At 46.4% G+C, this 20,461-nt stretch carries 10 protein-coding genes; all 10 read right to left on the reverse strand.

All coding sequences use genetic code 11. The annotated features are described in order from the left end of the window. Positions 1–9 precede the first annotated feature (9 nt). Complete coding sequence (locus AC0YNW_RS27560) at positions 10–2,811, reverse strand: hypothetical protein (RefSeq protein WP_475834598.1); 2,802 nt, start codon at positions 2,809–2,811, stop codon at positions 10–12. 41 nt (positions 2,812–2,852) lie between these two features. Further along, a complete protein-coding gene (locus tag AC0YNW_RS27565) occupies positions 2,853–4,664 on the reverse strand; it encodes a hypothetical protein (protein WP_475834599.1) in 1,812 nt (603 codons plus the stop codon). A gap of 53 nt (positions 4,665–4,717) precedes the next feature. Further along, on the reverse strand, positions 4,718–6,148 hold the full coding sequence (locus AC0YNW_RS27570) for a hypothetical protein (RefSeq protein ID WP_475834600.1): 1,431 nt from the start codon (positions 6,146–6,148) through the stop codon (positions 4,718–4,720). A 45-nt stretch (positions 6,149–6,193) separates the two neighbouring features. Continuing rightward, positions 6,194–8,854, reverse strand: a complete 2,661-nt coding sequence (locus tag AC0YNW_RS27575; protein ID WP_475834601.1) for a PKD domain-containing protein — start codon at positions 8,852–8,854, stop codon at positions 6,194–6,196. A gap of 15 nt (positions 8,855–8,869) precedes the next feature. After that, positions 8,870–9,256: a Low copy number virion structural protein gene (locus AC0YNW_RS27580; protein ID WP_475834602.1), complete on the reverse strand. Its 387-nt coding sequence runs from the start codon at positions 9,254–9,256 to the stop codon at positions 8,870–8,872. A 2-nt stretch (positions 9,257–9,258) separates the two neighbouring features. After that, positions 9,259–9,678 carry a hypothetical protein gene (locus tag AC0YNW_RS27585; RefSeq protein ID WP_387477465.1) on the reverse strand — a complete coding sequence of 140 codons (420 nt, stop codon included), beginning with the start codon at positions 9,676–9,678 and terminating at the stop codon, positions 9,259–9,261. An 85-nt stretch (positions 9,679–9,763) separates the two neighbouring features. Next, complete coding sequence (locus AC0YNW_RS27590; RefSeq protein ID WP_475834603.1) at positions 9,764–13,234, reverse strand: peptidoglycan DD-metalloendopeptidase family protein; 3,471 nt, start codon at positions 13,232–13,234, stop codon at positions 9,764–9,766. A 14-nt stretch (positions 13,235–13,248) separates the two neighbouring features. Next, entirely contained in the window at positions 13,249–14,292 is a 1,044-nt protein-coding gene (locus tag AC0YNW_RS27595; RefSeq protein WP_475834604.1) for a hypothetical protein, read from the reverse strand. Between the two features lies 1 nt (position 14,293). After that, on the reverse strand, positions 14,294–14,914 hold the full coding sequence (locus tag AC0YNW_RS27600; protein WP_387477457.1) for an S-layer homology domain-containing protein: 621 nt from the start codon (positions 14,912–14,914) through the stop codon (positions 14,294–14,296). A 58-nt stretch (positions 14,915–14,972) separates the two neighbouring features. After that, the gene (locus AC0YNW_RS27605; protein WP_475834605.1) at positions 14,973–20,201 is read right to left on the reverse strand and encodes a hypothetical protein; all 5,229 of its coding nucleotides are present in this window, start codon (positions 20,199–20,201) and stop codon (positions 14,973–14,975) included. Between the last annotated feature and the right edge of the window lie 260 nt (positions 20,202–20,461).

Raw genomic sequence — 20,461 nt, forward strand, 5'->3', positions numbered from 1 at the left:
CTATCTCACCTACCTCGTCTTCTTCCAGTTCCAGATGCTCCAAGAAGCAATCTTACCGATAATCAACCAGAGACGAGACTTCTTGCTTTCAGGATGCGTAATCATCTTACCTTCCTCTGCTTCCGCAATCTCTGTCTCCATCACTCTGTGACGACTGCCGGCCTCGCCTTCTTCGATGGTTGTTTCGATGGCTTCCTTTATGCGACTGGACTCGCTGGATTCTATGATATCAGTCCCATGTACGATTCGTTTACGCTCTGCATCGGCAGACTCCTCAATGGCTGTCTCCACTTGAACACGCTTCCTGCTAGAGTCAGTGTCTTCTTGAATTGTCGTTTCCAGAGTCTTTCTTTGACGGAGGGCTTCTGATATATCCTCAACCTCTGCCCCGCCAGTAGACACTACACTGTCTGCCTCAATTGTGGTTTCTACTTCGCCGCCGTTGACCGACAGGACATTATCCGCATCAATTCCCTGATGGGTAATTGCGTCAAGTACTGTTTCGCTCTGCCCTGCTTCTGTTTCAGTCATGACTGCTGGCATGATTACATCTCCAATATAAGTAGAACCGTCCTCATGTTTAACAGAATCAAGTACGGTCTCGCCTTTGCTTACGTCCCCACGGTCGATAACAACATCGTTTACATGAACTGATTCAGCAACCTCAGTCTGGTGCAGGATACTGTCTTGCTCAGGAGCAAGAACATCCCCCCGCCCAATCTCATGAAGGATAGCATCATGGTTAGGTGCTTCAACGTTGGCATAACGAGTTTCTTCTGTTGTAGCATCAAAGTTAGAAGAGGAATAGGCAAGCGTGTCTCCGTGAGTAACGTATTCGAAGTCCCTGTCCTTGTAGAAAGCTGTTTCCGTTTCCTGACCAACGGCTTCGTACTCCGTGATGTGTTTCGCCCTCGTACTGTCATTCTCGTTCTGGTACGTGAAGATATCCCTGTACTGGGCAACTTCCGTCTCATGTACAACGTAGTCATTGAACCTATCATGATACTCACCGACTTCAGTAACATGTCGGTCAGACCTGATATCTGTCAAACCAGTTTGAGCGACCTCAGTCTCCTGTAAAACACCGTCTCCGAAGATCGTGTTTGTGGCATATTCAGGATTGTGTCGTTCAGCAAGCTTACTATTAGCTTCAGCGATAGCCTTACCGATATCGTGAATAAAAGCCTGATTACCTGCTCCGGTCATTTCTCCGTATTCTGGAAGGTCAGTTACGCCGACAAACGGTGATTGTGTCTCAGCGCGTTCAGGGACATTCTCTATAGCTTCTACTCTGCCGCTAGGCTCTGCTACTTCTGTGGTGAACCTCACACCCTGCATGTCGCCGCTAGGCTCTGCTACTTCTGTGGTGTACCTCACACCCTGCATGTCACCGCCCGACTCTGCAACTTCTGTTCCGTACACCACAGCGTCCGTTCTGTTTCCGACGGATGCCCTTTGCACTTCTTCAAGAACGGAATCTCTAATCATGGAAACCGTTGCTTCTGATAGGTCTCCTTGAGATGCATTCATGACGATTTCCTCGATACCTGACTCGATGTACTCAAATACCTTAGAGCCGTACATAATTTCCATCAATCTTGCTACCTTAGTTACTTCAGGGTCGCTGGCCACGGTATGCTTGATATTATCAGCCAAACCTATAGTGTCTACATATCCGCCCGCATCCGAATGACTCTCTGCTGCTTGGTAGTCGTTAAGTTCAGCATCAACAGCACTATCCATGCCTACATCTATAAGCTCAATTAGTTCAGCCAATCCAGCAGTATACGTAGGAGCTTCCGTTAGGTCTTCTGGTCTGCTTGCTTCGGCGTCTCTTCCCGTAACGGATCTAAAGGATTCAAGAACGACCTCACTTTCGGAAGTCATGGACTCCCCTGATGTGAAATCCTGAATGACTGCTTCTTTTATATCCCCTGTTACATTAGGAGTATTGGAGAACTCTTCGATTTCGCCGTCCACCGTCTCATGCAATCGTCTGGTGTGCGAGAACCTGACAACCTCTGTTCCTCCCTGAAAGGTTTCGTCCTTGTAACCTTCTGTGAAGTCTTCAACTTTTGCCGCAAACTCCTTACTCATGTTGAGAGTGTCACTAAGAACTTCTACACCGTGGGAAACCTTCTGCCGCTCGTTTGCTAAAATCTCCTTGATCGGTGCAAATGACTCTGATACAGCTTTCTCTGAGTGAGCAAAGTCCTCTACTTCCCACATGTCCAAAACATCGTAGACATATTTTGTTGAAGATAAAGCCTGTATGCCCATGTCTTTCATCTTCTCATCCACGATGGTCTGCTCTTCCAGGCTGACCTTTATCGCAACGTCACCGCTGTTAGTGAATTCCGCGTACTCGGCATCTAAGGTGTCCTGCCGTTGGAAGTCAGTACCGCCTTCAATGAGGGCATTAGCAGTGTCGGTCATGTTTACTTTAAAATGCTCATCGAACTCAGCAATAGGTGCTTTCTGCGTACTTGATTCTGCACTCAATAATCCATGTAGATCATTGAGATAGTTGACCACCGTTGCCAATACGGTCTCAACCTCTATTCCTTCAGGTTCGTATACAAGATCAGCCCTGTATGTTTGACCGAAAGTCCCAGTGGCAGTGCTTGATACCTTACCTGCACTCTTCATGGTATCCTCTATGAAAGCCCTGTATGTACTAATGATAGGGGCAGTCAAGTGATACTGATTATTTATGTCAACTAAGTAGTTTAATCCTACCACCAGTTCATAGCCCTTTTTAGAAAAAAGGGCGGTGATACTGAGAAGGTAAGATTTTTTACCGTTCAGCATTTCACCGCCTACCCCCTAACTTATTAGATTAGCTACCACGTCTATTGGTTCTTGATTAAGGTTTCTTTAAGGATACCCAATCCGATTGGCGCGAACGGAGACATGTTAGCCAACGTTAACGGGCTTACAGGAGTATCAGCCAGTGTGTAGCGATACATCTGCTTGTAGTCATATGTCGCAATGACCTCTTCGCCCGCCGCAGGAATTTTTCCAGATACGAACGTAATCGCCTTAGTCTCAAGCTCTATAGTGTAGTCCGTACCGTAAACCATCTCCACGCAATCCACTTTCACCTTGAGATTGAAAGGCGTACCATCGTCTTTAATAGAAGGTCTGTGGGACAGGTGGAATGTTGCTTTAACTCCGTCACCTTTACCCAAGTCCTCGTTCTCAGCAGTCTCTACGACCTCCAGCTCATCAAGCTGGGAGATGTTCTTCGGATGAACAGCGTAGCATTCGTCTAGTTTCCCTACGAATCCATCGTTCGGATGAACAATGTACATAGGGGAAATGTGGTACTTACCACTATAGACGGAAGGGTTGAATCTAGCTTCACCAGCGTCCACTAGCTTGTCATGCGAGATGAATGCAAGGTAATGGCTTTGGTAGTATGTGCCGCCAATAGACTGCTGAAGCTGCACGGAGCTGTTGCCGTTAGATGTGTTGTTACCATAATCCACGTACAGCGCTCCAAGCTTCATGTCTGCCTTCCACTTAACCTCATCCTTGGTTCGACAGCCCGACATAATCAGGTTGTTCTTTCGTGGCTCTTTGCCAAGTGTCGTTAGCCGCCCGATGTATAGAGGGGCGTAGTAGGTGTTCTCTGGCCCTGGGGTTGGGTCAGGTCGGAGGAACATGACGATGCGGTCTTTGTTGATATTGCCCCAGTAGTACATCGTAGAGTCCCGTTGCCAGCCCCGTGAGAAGTCATCCATTGGCGTAAAGGAGATTGCCGTAGGTAATGACGGATATAGGTAGTAAAGCGCTGTGTATGTTGCGTTCAGCAGTGCAGTGCTGTCATCAGGGTCAAATGATTTCACCGCAATATCTCCGTAGTCGAGTGTGCCTGTTCCTGTCGGGTTAAGTACCTTAATATAGCTCACATTCAATTCCGAACCCGGTAAAGGTGCGATACCAGTGAACGTAATCGTGTTGGATGAGTAGTCTACGGTGTAGGTATTCTCCAATGCCTGTATTTTATTGACGTACAGGGTTACTGTCCCTTCCTTTATTGTAGCAGTGGTAGGGATTGGGAAAATCTTACGTGTTCCGTCACCGTCAGGTAAAATAGATTCAGGGTCTCCGATATATACTGAACCGCTCATACCTTGTACAATTTTCTCGCCTCGCACATCATCGAAAGTGAAGAAGTACATTCTCTTTGGTGGTCGTGGAGCAATCTGAGCAGGTTCATAGGAAACCGTGTACTTATCAGTAGGAGCAATATCCTCCTGCATGAGAACCTGACCCTTGAATTCATCAATCGTGTAGCTTGACTCCGGTACGATTACACCGTTCTTGTAGATAATCACAGTGTCTTTCTTGACTGGGAATACTCTGAACTGTAAGCCCCTGGTCGTGCCGACTTGTGAAAGCTGTCCGAGAACAGAGTTCTGAGAGATAAAATCAGCTTCGCCAAGGTTGGCGTTAGCTTTAGTTCCGTATCCATACACCATTCCAAAGTTCCTTACCTGACCGTCGCTACCTGTCGAACGGAAGAGACGAACGTCTGCGAACTTGGTGTTCTTGTGTACGGAACGATATTTAATGAATGTATTCCATCCGTTCTGGTTGAACAGTTTCTCAAGTTCTAACGGAAGTTCTTGAATGTTAGAATCACTATCGAACCACATATGTCTATCACCTCTTGTTTAGATTACCTGCCGCCCAACGGGCGGCAGGGTTGTTACGGGGATGGTGATGGCGCAATTTCGATGCCTTCCTCATTCACCGTATTTACGTACAGCCCGATACCTGCTGGTCTGTATTGAGTGGCAGGTTTTTTGGTAAATGGCGATATGCCTTCAACCAAAAAGTAACGGAAAACATCGTATTCATTCGGACAAAGTTCCTTACGGACACGGAGTTTATTCGCATTGAAAGACAATGCGGACAGTGCAATCGTGCCTTGAAGTGACCCCCGAACACCTTCCTCTGGATGAATCAGGTAAACCTTAGAAGTGTGTACTTTCTGGCTATACCTTGAAGGGTTGAACGAGTACTTGTACAGCGGATTCTCTGCCCCATTCCAAGCCCTTGGATAGTCCTTTCCGTCCTTGCTTCTCTCTGGTGTAATAGCGTTCGGTGGAGCGTTCCACGACAGATAGTAGGCTTGGTAGCGTGAGCCGAGCTTTGAACGGCTCATCATTACGCTGTCAAGTCCGTTTGCGGGGTGCTTAGGATAGCTTTTCAACAACGGTAGAATACTAGGAAGCCTAGTCGTATTGTCGAAGTCATACTTAGCAATCTTGTCAATGTTATCCTCTCTAGGAACAGATCCTACGAACATCGCATAAGCTTCGTCCCCATCTTCGATAGGGTCAATCTTTCCGAAGTATAGAGGAATAGACGGCACAAGGTTTCCTTCAGGTGCTGGTACGTTATCTGCTTGAATAATCAGGAACAGGTTTGTCCCATTCATATGTCCCTTTATGGACAGTTCCGAGTCGTACCACCAGTTCGTGAACTGTGCAGGTGCTGATAGCTGCGAAGAGTAATAGTTATCCAGAAGGTTTGTCCGAAGCCCCGCCGTCATGATTGGAGACTGCATTCTGTCAAGCTTCGCATCCGTAATCGTATAAGTTCCCGAATTAGAGCCTTCAGTCTTCCACTCGGCCTTCTCTACTTCGATATCCAAAGCCGCCCTGAGTTGGGCATCTGCTTCACTACCGTCCCACATGAGGACGATATCGGGGTTATTCTCGATTAGACCTGAAGTCTTCTCAATCATGTACATATAGAGAGTATGGGCAGCACGGAAGTTCCTGAACTCGTTAGTAGCCCAGTCTGCGAACTCTTTTGCAGGAATGACTTTAGGGTCTTTATTAATAGCCCTCATAGCCCCAATAGTCATTTCCCAAGTACCCGCAATCGCTACCCCGAACATCTTTCCTTCTATATTCTTGTAGATAAAATGCTCTGCTACTGTGTTCCGAACCGTTGTCGTGCTTGGTGTCGATCCAGTTGGCTTTGTCCATTTGGCGTCAAAGATTACTTTCTTGACGTTAGCGGCTACCTTCCATCCTTGCGTTGCAAGTAACTCGCCAAGCCTTACTTGCAAATCTGCTTCAGTCACCTTCGGGGTAAAGGAAGCAGGTGTTGTGTCGATGAATGCCATTAATATAACACCCCTTCTATTTTCGTTATATGGGAAGCCCCGTCACTAGACAGGGCAGTTTACCGTATATTGCCACGCAGTTCCGGACTGAGATGAAGTCATAATGACTTTAATCTGAGTCACGCCCCCTACGGGACTGTAATGAAACCTGAGTGAACCAGTACCAGAAACCTCTGCATTCGTACTAGCCAGTAGCTGGTTCTGGTAGTACACATCCATTCTGTCAGGGGCATACATCATGTTGTAAGAGATGATTACGTTCCCTGCCTTACTTCCCATTTCATGGTTTTTCTCTGTTCGAATACCACCGCCTGAGTCGTTAGATAACCCGCATTGCAATGTGTTAGGAGGTGGCGGTGGAGGTGGTGGAGGTGGCGGTACAGGTTTGGCTTTCACCGTAATAACCGCTACTGCTGTTCCCTTCTGTCCCAACTCGTTCCATACCGTAAACTTAACTGTGAACGTACCAACGTTGTTGAACGTATAAGCGGCTCTGTCCAAGTCATAGCTTCCTCTATTTACACTGCTTACTATCTCCCACTTGTAGTTGGTGATAGGTGAATGCTTGCTGTACATGGACGTAAACGCCACTGAGCTTCCTTCTTCAATAACAGAACTCACAGGGTCGATAGAAACGATCAACGGCTGCGGTTCAGGAGGTGAAGGAGGAATATCAGGTAGCGAGTACCCCGCCTTCAGGATTCCGATAGCGGCAGGTCTATATGCCGTAGCGGGTCTTGTGGTTAGCGGAGATATTCCTTCTACTAAATAGTAGGAGTAGACTTCATACTTGTTTTCGTCATCGCAGTAATCCTTGACAGCCTTTAGCTCGTCACCATTCATTATAGTTAGGGGCGAGGTCAAAATAACGTTTCTCAGTGTTCCAAACGTGCCATCTTCAGGATGTATGACTAGGGCACGTGACGAATGTGCCTTGCCGCTGTACCTTGACGGACTAAATTGGTACTTGTACGAATCACTCTCTGAGTTCTTCCAAGCCCTTGGGTGCTTATGTCGATCAGCGTTCTGACGTGTCGGCGGCATAATGTTGGATGGGACGTTCCACGATAAATAGTGAGCCTGATACCTAGCTCCGTATTTATTACGCTTGACCATAATAGAATCCACCCCATTACTTGGGTAATGCGGGTAATCCTTTAGGATTGGGAAAACAATCTCTTGTTTGAGTCCTACATCGTCATAATCGAACTCTGCCGACCTCTTCAGTGATTGCTCTAAGGTATCCCTGTCCCTGCTATACGCTGTACCTGAGAAAAGTGCAGAAGGAGTACCGTCAGCGTTCTTTGCCGTCTGGATAACTACTTCAAGGAACATCCTGGCGGCAACTGGCGTGAATCCACTTACTCCGTCCCCACTAACAGCCTCAATTGTTACTGAGTTCTTTCCCTCGATTTCAGTAATAGGGAACTGACCCATATATTGTGCATCGTTCCTATCATTTGTCGGCTCTTCTGCCCTCGCCGTGACGAACTGCTTGATCTCCTGCCCAGCAATCTTCAGGACTACCTTCTCGTCAGGCATGTCGCCGTCAGTGTCGCCCATCAGCCAAACCCTTACAAATGAGCCATCATTGACCATTGGCTTGTTAGAGATCAGCGTGGACGTTCTCGTAGTCCTTCTTGAGAAGTCAAACGTGATATCCCTTTTTACTACTTCTACTGGCGAACCGCTTACATCAAAGTCACCCATGTAAAGTGGTATGGCAGGAACGGCGTTGCTGTCCCATATAGGAGCGGTGTCTGCCAAGATGATTAGCATGACTGACCTTCCGTCTACAAATCCTTTGATGAACACTTTACTGTCTTCCCACCAGTTCGTGTACTTCACGTCAATTCCAGCAAACTTCTCTATGTGCTCAAGTTGCGGTATTCTTGTGCGTGCCGCCACAATCGGTGACTGGTACATCTGAGGGAACTTGTCTGTCACTTTGAATTGCAGAGCGTTAGTATCATTGTCCAGCCCCCACATGCTTGTCTGCACCTCTACATCCAAAGACAGCCTTCTCAGCTCTGAGACATTATCCCAACCTACTAACTGCTTACCGTTTCCTATCCACTTTTCAAGTTGGTAGAAATGTAGAGTGTGTCTCTCATACAGGTTATCGTCGTTGGCTTTTTGAATCGCCCATGAAAATATGCCGCTATCCTGCGGGGTCAACTCAGTACCGTAGTCAGCGTCTTTATGATAGATGGCAAAAGGTACTTTACACTGCGTAGCAATAAGCCTATCCGATACTTTAGCCGCCATAGCCATACCAAAAAGATGACCAGAGATGTTCTTAACAACAATGTGCTTTGACACGTGAAAGTCGAAAACCTCATCTGCCTGAAGTACACTGTAGTATATCGCTACCTGACCAGAGACCCCTGCTTCAAATCTAATCGTTGTCGTCCCGTTATTATTCTTTATTTCTTTGTAGTAGGACGTCGGCATAATCTCTCCGTCAAGGTAGATGTAATAGTCATCGTAAAGAACCTTTGGAATATCGACTTCTGGATTAGATAGGGGTAGATAGAGTCGCTTAATCGTTGGCTTTGTAAGCTTGTTGTGGTAAGTCACTCTAGTAAACTCTGCTACCTTAGTCCAACCGTTATTGATTAAGATGCCTGCAAGACCTTCCAGTAAGTATTCTTCGTTAAGCATGGTGTCTAACCATGGGGTTGGTTGGTATGCGGAATCTGACATATTTTCACCTCCTCTCTATTTAAGTGTTTGGTAGTTTGCCCAAACATACTTTGGCTTGCCACCCTCATTGAAGAACTCGAAGTGAAGCTGCGTTCCCTTCTTGCATGGAATAATGGCCGTTAAGTACATCCCTTCGGGCAGGTCTTTTGTGTAAATATTTTTGCATACGAGTCTGTTCCCTACGTACAAGTTCCAGTAGTCCCTTGCTTCATAAGACGAAACACCCACTGCTACCGACAACAACTCGCAGTCTTCCTCGATGGTCAGGACGTGCTGTACCTTTCCAGACGATGTAGACTCTACCATAATCCCTTCAATGAACGGATTTGTTTTAGTCGGCATGAAAGGAGGGTCTAGTCTGCCGCCTACCAAATAACTTGCAAAATTAGCCGCACTTGACATGGTTACACCGCCCTCACGTAGTCGAGTTCCAGATTCTTAAATAACCCGTTCTCTCTGATAATAGTCCCTCTAATGGAGCTAAAAGATGCGATGTCCGTTTCTTCTTCCATCTCTGCATTTATCCTTGTAGGATAAGTTAACTCAATTAAAAAACCGTCAACGATTAGGTTGTCGTCACGGAACAATGTTAAAACTTCTATGACGCCGTTGTCGTAGGTATAAACCACTGACGTTACAAGCGCCTCATTCCCAGTCATTTCTCTACGGGCTTCAACATTTTTAACGTTAGGCTCTGCGGGTGCTTTATTGATGATTGTCAAATCATCGCCGCCCGTATATATTCCTGACTTCTGCATCTCTCTTCTGATTAAGTCGAGTATGGGATAAATCTCGTTAGAGTTGACAAAGTTTCTATTGTCCATAGAGTCCACCTCACCTTCTACAAAGCATTATAAGAAAAAGCAGGGCACAATTAGCGTCATAGACGTAACTGCCCTGCTTTATGAATTACCCTGCTTTGGATAGCGACTGCCAAGTCAACTCAAGGTAATTGAGTATGCCTTGGCTGTTGCCTACTAATCTATTACCTTTGACGAGATAATAGTTAGCCGTGTACGTCTTGGAGTCGTATACGTAAACGGAGTCCAGTAGTTCGATGAGAGGGTTTCCTTTCACCACAACGTTCTTCGTTCTTGCCTGACGCTTGTAGTCGAAGAAAATTTTGTTGGCTACGTCCTGCTTCAGCCCGCGCATTGAAGCTCCATCCTTCTCTTCAATCCAGTCCAAGTTGTTACCAGCCGTTCGAATATTACCCTTCGTGGCTACAATCAACGACCTATCAAAGAAATGCTCGACCAGACCTGCCGTTCCTGCAATCATCAAATGATTTCTTACCCTTGAGTAATCAGTCGAAGAGGTTACTTCCAGCAGATTCTCTCCGTCGAGGAATTCCCACTTCTTCCCTGCCACCATTGCCCAGTCAGGAGAGTCAAGGAAGTTCATCTTGTCCATTCTGAACGTGCCATATCTATCACAATAAATCCTGTACGGAATATCGTTAATCAAAGAGTTTAATGCGTCGGAAGCACGTGTGCCTATTGGGAAGCTTACATTGGCAACGAACGGATTCTGCCAGCCGCCCACTTCCATGATGTTCTCTTGTGTTACGGCTTCGAGTTCACCGGTTACCTTGTTGAACTTCATGAACGTGTTCTGTCCTTTATTTACGTCAACATAAACAGTGTCCTCAATTACGTAGTCAGGGTTAGAAAAGTCCTCAGCGTGTACCTTCCATGTTGTGAAGCCGGAAGCCACTACAATATCCTCCACGATGCTTGACTTAATCCAAGAGAATGAGCCGCTATCTCCGTCGTAAGAGTCGGCAGGAGGATACTGCATCGGCTTGTAGAAGAAAAACTCTTCCAGCATATCGAACCTATCCACGCAACTAAAGGATATCGTTCTCTCGTCGGAGTTTTCCGTTATTTCCCCCTTAATCATCCCTGTGAATATACGGACAACATCCTCCCCGTATCCAGCATAAATCCTTATCGGGGTATATTCACTGATAACGTGACGCAATTCTCCTTCCTCGTAATAAGTCAGCGGAGACCTATCTACGTCATAGGTATCAGGAAACTCAGGTGTTCTCTCCCAGTTAGGCGAGTAAATGCCTGTGGAATTGTTTAGAGTAATTCGGGCTGTCGCAGAGGAAGAGTCAAGGTGCGTATTTACCTCCCAGTTCATTACATCAACATCAATCGTGTACATGTTCTCATATACGAACTCACCGACCTCATACCACTTTTCCTTATAAGTGTCGGCAATGTGGGTAGCAAACTGCTCAATGGCGTAGTCGTTGAATGCATACTTAATGTCATCCAGATAAAGTGTTCCAGAGGTTACTGCGAATAGGATGCGGCTCGTATAGGCGTAGTCGAACCCTACTCCACGGATACCCGTATTAACCCAGACATTATTGATTTTCACGTACACGTCAATGTCTGTTTCGTCATGACAGACGACAGTATACTCAACAAAGTCAGAGGTATTGTCTATTGCGTAAGTGCCACCGCCCGTTGTGTAAACCTCATCAGACTTGAGGTTAAGCAAGAAACCTTTCTTCCCATTGCTGATGACCAGCTTTCCGCTAGTGCCTTCCGATGCCTTTAAGCTGAAGTTTATTGTGAAAGGAAACTTCTTGATTTTGCTAAGCCGTTCAATCCCCGCTTCGCCGCCGCTAGTAGAGAGCGCCTGATAGTCTCCTTTATCCTTCTGGACAACCGTACCGTAAGGAGTCCATTTGTTAGCGCTGCTCATATTATCCTCGAAGTCCCACAAGGTCTTGGTCTCTACCGTCTCAACATCGAACTCTTTCGCACGTAACCACAGGATTCCGAACTTTCCGACAGAGGATTTAGAAGAGTTGGCTAACGTAACCTCGACCTTGTTATGTCCTTTAGGCATCGGTATAGATGGAGGATAAGCCACTCCGTTTTTTGCACCTACTCCGCTAATCCTGGCTACCTCGTAATCATTGACCTTAACAATGACCACATCATCCAGTTCAAGATCGGCGTAATAAGCCCATCCCAAGTTTCCTGCCTTGAACCAGTCGTGCTCGAATACCAAGGTCTTGGTCTGACCTGCGCCGCCCGTACCCCTGAAGCCGAGTACGTTAATCTGCTTCTTGTCGTCTACAACCAAGTGCTGCTCGACACCATCTTGCGTAGTATACTTCTTAACATCAAGTCCCGTCTGCTTGGAAGTGAAATCCTTAAAGTATGTCTGCTTAGAGGTTGTCTTGTTGTATTGGTAAGTGACTATTTCCTTGTCGATTCCCAACTCACCCGTAGTATCTGCCGTGCGGGTCTTTCCGTCTCCCCAAGACTTGACACGAACCTCCACCTGCTGTCTACCGAATTCCTTACACTTGGATACGGTCTCCATGAGAATGTCTATCCGCTTGCCTTTGATATCGCCGCCCGTATCATCAGCTAGATACTCTCCCCAGCTTACTCCGTTTACAATCAACTCCACTTTGCTCTTTAGTGGGATAATAGACGGATCAACAGCGATAATTCGCCAATCCTTCCACGAACGAACATCTGTGCCTCCTTTTGTGATTCCAATACAGCCCGTACAGGTGGCTACGTAGGCAGTAGCCTCCATAGAGTAGGAGACATAGCTTCCAGAAGCATCTTGACTAACCGTGCCACCGCCGTTAGAATCTACAGCCGTTGTCTTACTAGGTAATTGAATACTCTTCTTACCGCGTAGAAAAGGCTCAGGGTTCAAGTGATTTCCGTTCAGTCTGACCTCGAAGTGAAGATGAGTGCCGTCCCCGCCGCCACTGGAAATCCAGCGACCACTGTTGCCGCCGCCACCCAAAAGCCCACCGGCGACAACCTTATCACCTTTGCTAACAGCTATCGTATTGAGGTGGGCGTACCTAGTCTGCCAGCCGTTTCCGTGGTCGACGTAAACCACCTTGCCGTAACTTCCATTGGTCTGAGCATAGGTGACCGTTCCCGCCCATACAGCATACACAGGGTCATTCATGGCAAGGTCAAGGTCGATTCCCCCATGCTTCTTACGGGAGCATCTCGGGTCAGATTCATGCCAGTCTGTTATCCTCATTCCTTCGATATGAAGATTATCGTTTTTCTTGCCGTTCATTGTAGAGCTTGACTTTATCGGCATGGACATTGCCGTATTTCGGAGTTCTGTTGGTGCTGTGATATAAGTCCCGTCTACGTAATTAGTAAGTTTCTCTGCACCATCAATAGATAGCAAGTCAGTAACAGCGCTATCGTAAACGTACTGAACGGCATCGTATTTTCTACGGAAGCCCCGTACGTAGGACATTTTGTCTAGTTCTATAATCACTTTAGGGCTATTTCCAAGCGCATTCACACGCTCCATAATCCCCTGAAGCAACTGCTTTGAAGGGTAGTTCACGTTCGATACGTAAGCCACTTACATCACCTGCCTTATCTATATTTCTCAGTAATCCACTCAATGAATCTGCTCAGGAACACTACACACTCTGCACGTGTGATACAAGCTTCAGGCTCGAACGTATCGTCCGCATAAAGAGGGAACACGTAACACCCGTCATGGAACTTCTCGTCAAGTAGGGTTAGAACATCGTTCTTGTACCATTGAGCTTCGATTGCGGCTTTATCTTTTATATAGCGCTGAGGAACTGCGTTATAGGCAAACGTAGTATCCGTGTACCTGTTGTGGATGTTTATATAAATCCTGCTCAGAAGTCCGAAGAAGTCTCCGCGTCGAATACGAACGTCTCCGAAGAACCTGTCGTTATAAGTAACCCTTGGGGACTCGACAATAACCGTTTCACTTGTACGTCTATTAACTCCATTAATCTTAGCATTATACCCGATGACGGCGGGGAATCCATTGTACATGTACGGCAGATACACTTCTCCTTTATGGATGACAAACACATCTCGCTTAAACCCCATAGCGTTTCGGATTACTACTCCTGCATCGCTGCCTGTACTGACAGTTACGATCATCCGCTTCAGCTTTACCCCTAGCACTGTGCAGGACTCAGGAGGATTGCTCAGGTTAAAATGATACGTTGCCGCGTACTTCAATGTAGCATGCGGCATACGGTAATCAGCTGCCCCATTATAAGGAGTATTGACGCATCCAATATCCTTTCTGTCAGGTATTCCGTAGGCGATACACACCACCTCAATACCTTCAGTTAGTGGATTCGACATGGTTATCTTTCCATCCGCAATCTTCTCTGGAAGGACTTCCACCCCATTTACGAGAACGAACATTGGGTTATCTGCATGATATTTGTAGTCAGGAACAAGAAACTCCTTTTGCCCGCTGATTGTTATGAATCTCTTGACGATTCTGCCGTGCCCCGTCTTGAATACGTTATAAGTCATTCCGCTTACGACATCCATCAATCCCGTCCCGTCAGTCTTCAGTCTTGATGCCTCTAGCGTGTCACGGTAATACCAATCCAAGGGGTCAACATCAATCCATCGTTTCATCTTAATACCCCCTCAGCAATTTATCCACGTACCTGTATGTTCTCATTAAAAAAGTGATAGACTCTGCCCGTGTAGCCGCTTCATCTGGTCTGAAGTAGGCAACAGACTCACCGTCAGCTTCCCAGTTGGTGGCGACAAGACCTATTTGTTGCATCTCGTCGATATGTTTCTTAGCCCAATGGGTGTCCGTGTCAATAAACTCTGTCAGATACCTGTATTCGAACTCCTGTTTTCGTACAAGAGACATACCTATGGTGACGATGTATTTCGTCTCCATTTCAGCTGTCGTAACGTCGGGCTCACCCGTGATGATGCCTACGTACACAGTTCCTTTCTCGTCATAGTACCTGTGTTGTGAACCAACGTATTGAAGCCAGTCTGCATATTCCTTTTTGGAGTAAAACAGAAGCGTAAGCGTGGCGTTGTAATGAGAAGTGCCATTCTGGACAAGTCCCGCCGAAGAGGCAAGAGTCTGATTCACGTGCGTCTTTAGATATGGAGTAGGAGGCTTGTATTCCGTAATCAGCTTTGCTCTAACCTCCGTGAACTTGATTCCGTTATCGTAGAACAGTTTCTTCTTGTATACTGAATCCTCCGACAGGAGGGTATTCTGTTGTGTCATGTTCCTACCTCCTTATAAAAATACTCCCCATCTCATTATAAGACGGGGAGTGAGTGAACTAACTTCGATAGTTGTGTGGGTTCATAGCCTGTTGCTTACGAAGGCCTCCCACCCGTCCCACCGACAAGCCTTGTCCGATAGACTGACCGACTTGTTGCAATTGGCTGGCTGTCATGCCGTTGGTCACGTTAGGGAGCGTAATGTTAACCGTTACATCCCCGTTTCCGATTGTGGTCATATTATGAGTGTTGCCCCTTGTCAGGTACTCATAACGGCTCATGGCTCTGACCCCATCTGGCATGTTGAATGTTCCCGCCGTAGCCTTCATTTCATCCAAGATCCCCAGCTGCGCTTGCAACGATTGCTTCTGTAAGTCACGGATTTCTTGTTGAATTTTCTTGGCCTCATCCTCTGTTACAGGTGTCCTTGCACGAAGCTTTGCAATTTCAGTATTGATATCGGACACCTCAGCCTTAGCGTTGGCGATGCGCTTGTTACGCAAGATTGCAGAGGAGTCGTCAGGGTTTCCCGTACTAAGCTTGAGAGCCAGAAGTTCGTTCTCTCGAATCGATTTGTTCTCATCAATCTTAGAACGCCCAATCCCGATAGATGCAAGGTTATAATCCTTAATCTTAACTTGCTCAGAAGCGATGGAGTTCTGGAGCTGCTGTATCTGCATGGCTTGGTCTGTAGAGAGGTCTCCCAGCGCTTCGATTTCCTTGAGGTTCTGCAACTCTGCTTTCATCTGCGAGATTCTACCTTGTGTAATGCCCTTCATCGCATCGTAATAGGCTTGGGATTCCGTATCCATGTTGTAAGCCGCCGCAAGTTCTTTGGCCTGTGCAAGAAGCTCGACTTGCTGAAGCTTATTGTTTATGGCATTTACCTTGCTTCGGTAAGTTTCTTGGATACCATTGAACTCTTCCTGCATGATTTTCTCATCCGCATCTGTTCGAATCTTCTCTTTAGTCGAGGTAAGAGTGTTCACAGTCTGTTCGGCATTCTTATATTCTTGAGAATCAGGGTCTGCATTCTCCATAATGGCTTTAGCGTTCAGGATGTACTTGTCAATGATGGCAAGTTCTTCGTCAAGGACTCCCCTCAGATTTTTAACCTGCTCCTGCCGCATCTTGATGTACTCATCAGAGTCAGTCTTCATGCCGCTCATTAGCGCATTTAACGTCTGAATAGAGTTTTTGCCTTTTATCTCAGCCAAGTTCGTCTCGATACGTTGTTTGACTTGGGTAGCGTCAAAGGCTGGGTACTTAAGCTCGCCTTCTTTGTACTTCTTGTTGAAGTTCTCTGTAGCAATCTCTTTAAGTCTTCTCTCTTCAACTTCCTTCATTTGAGCTTCTAAGTATTGCTTATTGATGGCATCCTGCCTTAACTTCTCCGTTTCCTCGCCACGTCCTGAACTCCTGTTAAACTCAGCAACGGCTTCTTCTACTGTCTGTATACCTTCATTCTCTCTATCAACCAACCACTTGGTGAATTGGTCTATAGAGCCGTTGAATTTGAAGTACTCCATCATCTCCCCATACATACCTTTGTCATCGTTTGTCAGCGTTTGTCCTGAATAGTGCTTAGCAAGTCCTGCGAAGACATTGCCATGGGCTTCAAATGCTCCAAAGTGGGAAGGAGTGCCGCCAAATAGGCTAGTTATGCCGTTCATAGTGCTACCATACAGCCCGGATAGAATGTTACGGACATTAGCCCATCCTCCTTCAGCCGTAGCCTTGATGGAGTTGGACATGCCCTTAAGATCGTTGTCACGGTCGTCAGCCTCAGCAAGCCATCTCTGGTCATCAGTAGACATTGCGCTTTCAGTCATTGCTTTAGCGGCTTGACCCAGACCGATGGCAGCTGCGATTTCAAGAGCCAGCTTACCGATACCGCCTGCCAAGTTCTTAATGGAACTGAGCGCACCCTTCCCCATGTTTGGTATGTCCTTCAAGAACTGCTTGAACCCGTTTTTCAGGCTTGCAGTCCGAGAAATCTCATCGTTCATGCCACGAACAGCGTTGGAGAGGCTTCCGAATGCTGGGTTAGCCTGTCGTGCCGATTCAATAGCAGTCCTTTGTTCTCTATCATAGTCGTCCAAGGCACTTGCAAGCTTTCCGATATCGTTAATCGCAGGTAAACCATTACGCTGACGCTGTATCAAGGAATCCTCAAACCCTTGGAACTCTCTCTGAGTCATCCCCGATAGCCTGTCAGACACGGTTGCATAGTTCGCATTTGTTATTCTATGGCTTTCATAGGTCGCTCTGTTAGCGGTGCTATGGTTCATAGTAGTCAAGAAGCTAGGGTCAATAACGCCGCTAGTCAAGTCAGGTCTTGTACTAAGTCGGTTGTAATACTGCTTTGTTCGGTCAAACTTCTCGCCGGGAGTTAGTTCCTCTCGCTTGATCCAGCCCTTGGATTCGTCCATTGCCGTAAACAGAGTAGCCAAGTCATTAACAACAAGCTTGTTGTCTGTCAGGTAATTCTTGAGATGATTTTTTCGCTCGTCGCCCATGGCACTCATCTCTCGAACATAACTGCCTAACAATGGATCTTGCTGGTACGTGGCCAAGTCTTTTCGCTTCATATTTACCAGCTTCGCCTCAGATGTGAAGTCTTTGACGTTACTCAGGTAATTTGTGCGTACCTTCTCCGCTTGGAAATCTTCTTTAAGCTTACCCACTCCCCACTTAACGCCCCTCATCATCAGCATCCCAATTAGGACGTTAGACAAAACTCCCGCGAATTGTTGCAACTGATAGGCGTTACGCTCCACGAAATTCCCCATATTCATTAAGGCATGAGAGACCTTGTTAATACTAGGAGTCAACTCTTGAACTAAAGCATCGAGCCCGATAGCCCAGCTCTCCTCAGCTCGTTTGGCATTTACCAGAGGGTCGTCGAGAGATTTTTTAATCATGGAGTCGTAGTTTTGTTTGTCGAAGTCGTTCGTTTTTTCTATAACTTCCACGAAGGTATTCAGGATTTCGTGCATAGTAGCTGCACCTTTTGAAGATTCATTCGTTCCAAACAAGACATCGTAAGTGTTACGCTTAGTTGCGCTGTCCTTGCCTGCCAATGCCCTAGCTACGTCCTGAAGCATTTTCGTGCCCGTGGCCTCATTCGATGCCATGTTGATATTCAATTCTTGAAGTTTAGCTTTAGCTGCATCCGACCCCAGCTGATTAGCTACCTTAGCGTCATCGTAAGGACGAGTACCCAATGTTTCCATGCCGTTTAGTGTTTTTTCAGATTGCGAGCTATTGATTACGTTATTGTAGAAGTTGCCAATGTTCGCGGCCTCAAGAGCCGTTGCTTGTTTTGTAACACCAGCAAGCACGATAGTTGTCAGAGGGTCAAATCCATTGGCATTAGCAGTAGAGCCCATTCGCTTAACAGAGTCCATCAGTAACTCGGTACTTGTGTTCGTCAAGTTAGATACAGCCGCCAGTGGGTGCGCTACTTGTTCAGTCATATCGGCAAGCTCAAGTCCAAACTGAGCTTTCATTGAACCAAGTCCATGTGCGATTTTGATAGGGTCTGCTTTAGGGTCTACCGTACTAAGTTGCGCCGTTAGCTGGATGAATTTCTTGATTTCAAGAGGGTCTTCCATCGACCGTGTGCCGATACTTCCGACTTGGTAAAGCTTGTTGTAGTTAGTACCGTAAAGGAGGGACTGTTGTCGAATAAAGGACTGCAGCTCTTGAACATCGCTATCGACTTTGGCAAAATCCGTCCCACTCATAGGGTCATTTTTATCGTTAAGGTACTGGGGCTTCAGCATCAAGTTTTGAGTCATCTTGATCTGTTCCGTTTGAATACTCTTGAACGTTTCAACAGCTTGGTACATCATCACCATTGAAGCATCTACCATATTACCCGACATGACGTGTCGCAATGTGTTGAGGATTGCGCCTTGCATACCTTCTCCGTTCTTACTCCCTGACTCGCTAGCCTTAGCACTTTCGCTAGTCACAGTAGGTGTAGGCCCGCCGCTGCCGAAACCGCCAGAGCCGTATCCTCCACCCCCTGAGCCACCTAGTCCAGCGCCGCCCATGTTACCAAGCCCTTTTGGCCCTACTTGGCTTTGGTTGATCTCTTGGATGATAGACTGCACTTGGATATCCATTTGCTCACGGATTTTGTTGATAAGAGCTTTGTTGATTCGGTCAATCTCGTTTATAATATGACGTTTCAGCTTAGGTGAAGGTAAGATTTCAACGTCATTCATAGACTTAAGGATACCGTCAATCTCTTCCTGTACGCTCTTGCTTAACTTCTTGTCGAGAGCTTGGGCTACACGCTCAAAGTGAACCTTTAGTTCCATCCCATAATCAGAACCCGTATTTACCGTTCTGAGGTTATCCAGCTTGTCAAGAGTGGTGTTTAGTTCACTCGCAAGAATGTTCTTTAATTTATCACTGAGGTCCTTTACAGGAGCCCCCATCTTACCTGCCATCGCATCGTTGATGCCCGCCACAGCGTTATTGACGTATTGAGTCAAGCTTTGCTCAATCTCGATAGGAATTTTCTTCACGCTCGAAGATATATCTACATTATTTAATTCAGGTAAATCAACGTCAAGTGCCTTAAGAAGCTTGCCCTTGGCTTCCTTGATCACGTTATTCATATCTGCCTTAGTAATTACTAACTCACTTGCGTCAGCGATGTTAGGGTTAGCAAGAGATGCAAGAATCCCATTCTTCAGCTTGTGTACAAACGCCATTACCGTTTGCTTGCCAATCGTGATCTGAAGACCTTCAAGTGCTTCAGGCTTAATCAGATTAGACTTGTGCCGCTCGATGGTATTGACAAAGTTTTTAATCTGAAGCTTGAGAACCGTTGCTACTTCTTTATTGATTTCATTAAACTCATCACTTTCGATAGGTAACCGTTGTCCGCCAGCATATTTAGGGTCTATATCAACGTTGATGTTGCGAACATACTTACGCAACGCTTCGTTAAGTTCGTCTTCAACTTTACCGAATACTCTTTGCAGAGTCTCTTTCTTGATGGTCAACCCTTTTGTGCCCAACTGCTGAAGAACAACACCGTTGCCAGAAATTAGGTTGTTAAGTTCGTTGGTCAACTGCTGGCGCAGATTTGTTCCTGTTCCCCTAGAAACTTGAGATTGCAGACTGGACATGGAGATTCGCATAGCGTTAATCCGCTCGTCTAATCGACCAAACCTATTGTCAAGTGTCGCCATCTCCTGCCCGAAGCGAGTCATATTCTCTATGGACTTCTGAAACTCTAAGATAACATCAGTTTGGATGTTGTTCACTAAGTTCACCACCTCTTATAAAATAAAACTCCTGCCCCTCCCAACGGAGCAGACAGGAGTCGTTATAATAGCTGTGCTAAGAAATTCATGTCTTCAGCATTGGCTACCTTGTATCCGTCCACATAAGTCCCATCGGCTCTTTCCTCTTCGCCATTAGGTTCGTCCGAGGTCATTCCCCCACCGAACAATCCGCCAAGGGCCATTGATGAAACCTTGATGGTAAACTGAATGTGTTCGTTGCATTGATCCAGGTAGTAACC

The sequence above is a fragment of the Paenibacillus sp. J31R120 genome, from assembly GCF_056269225.1.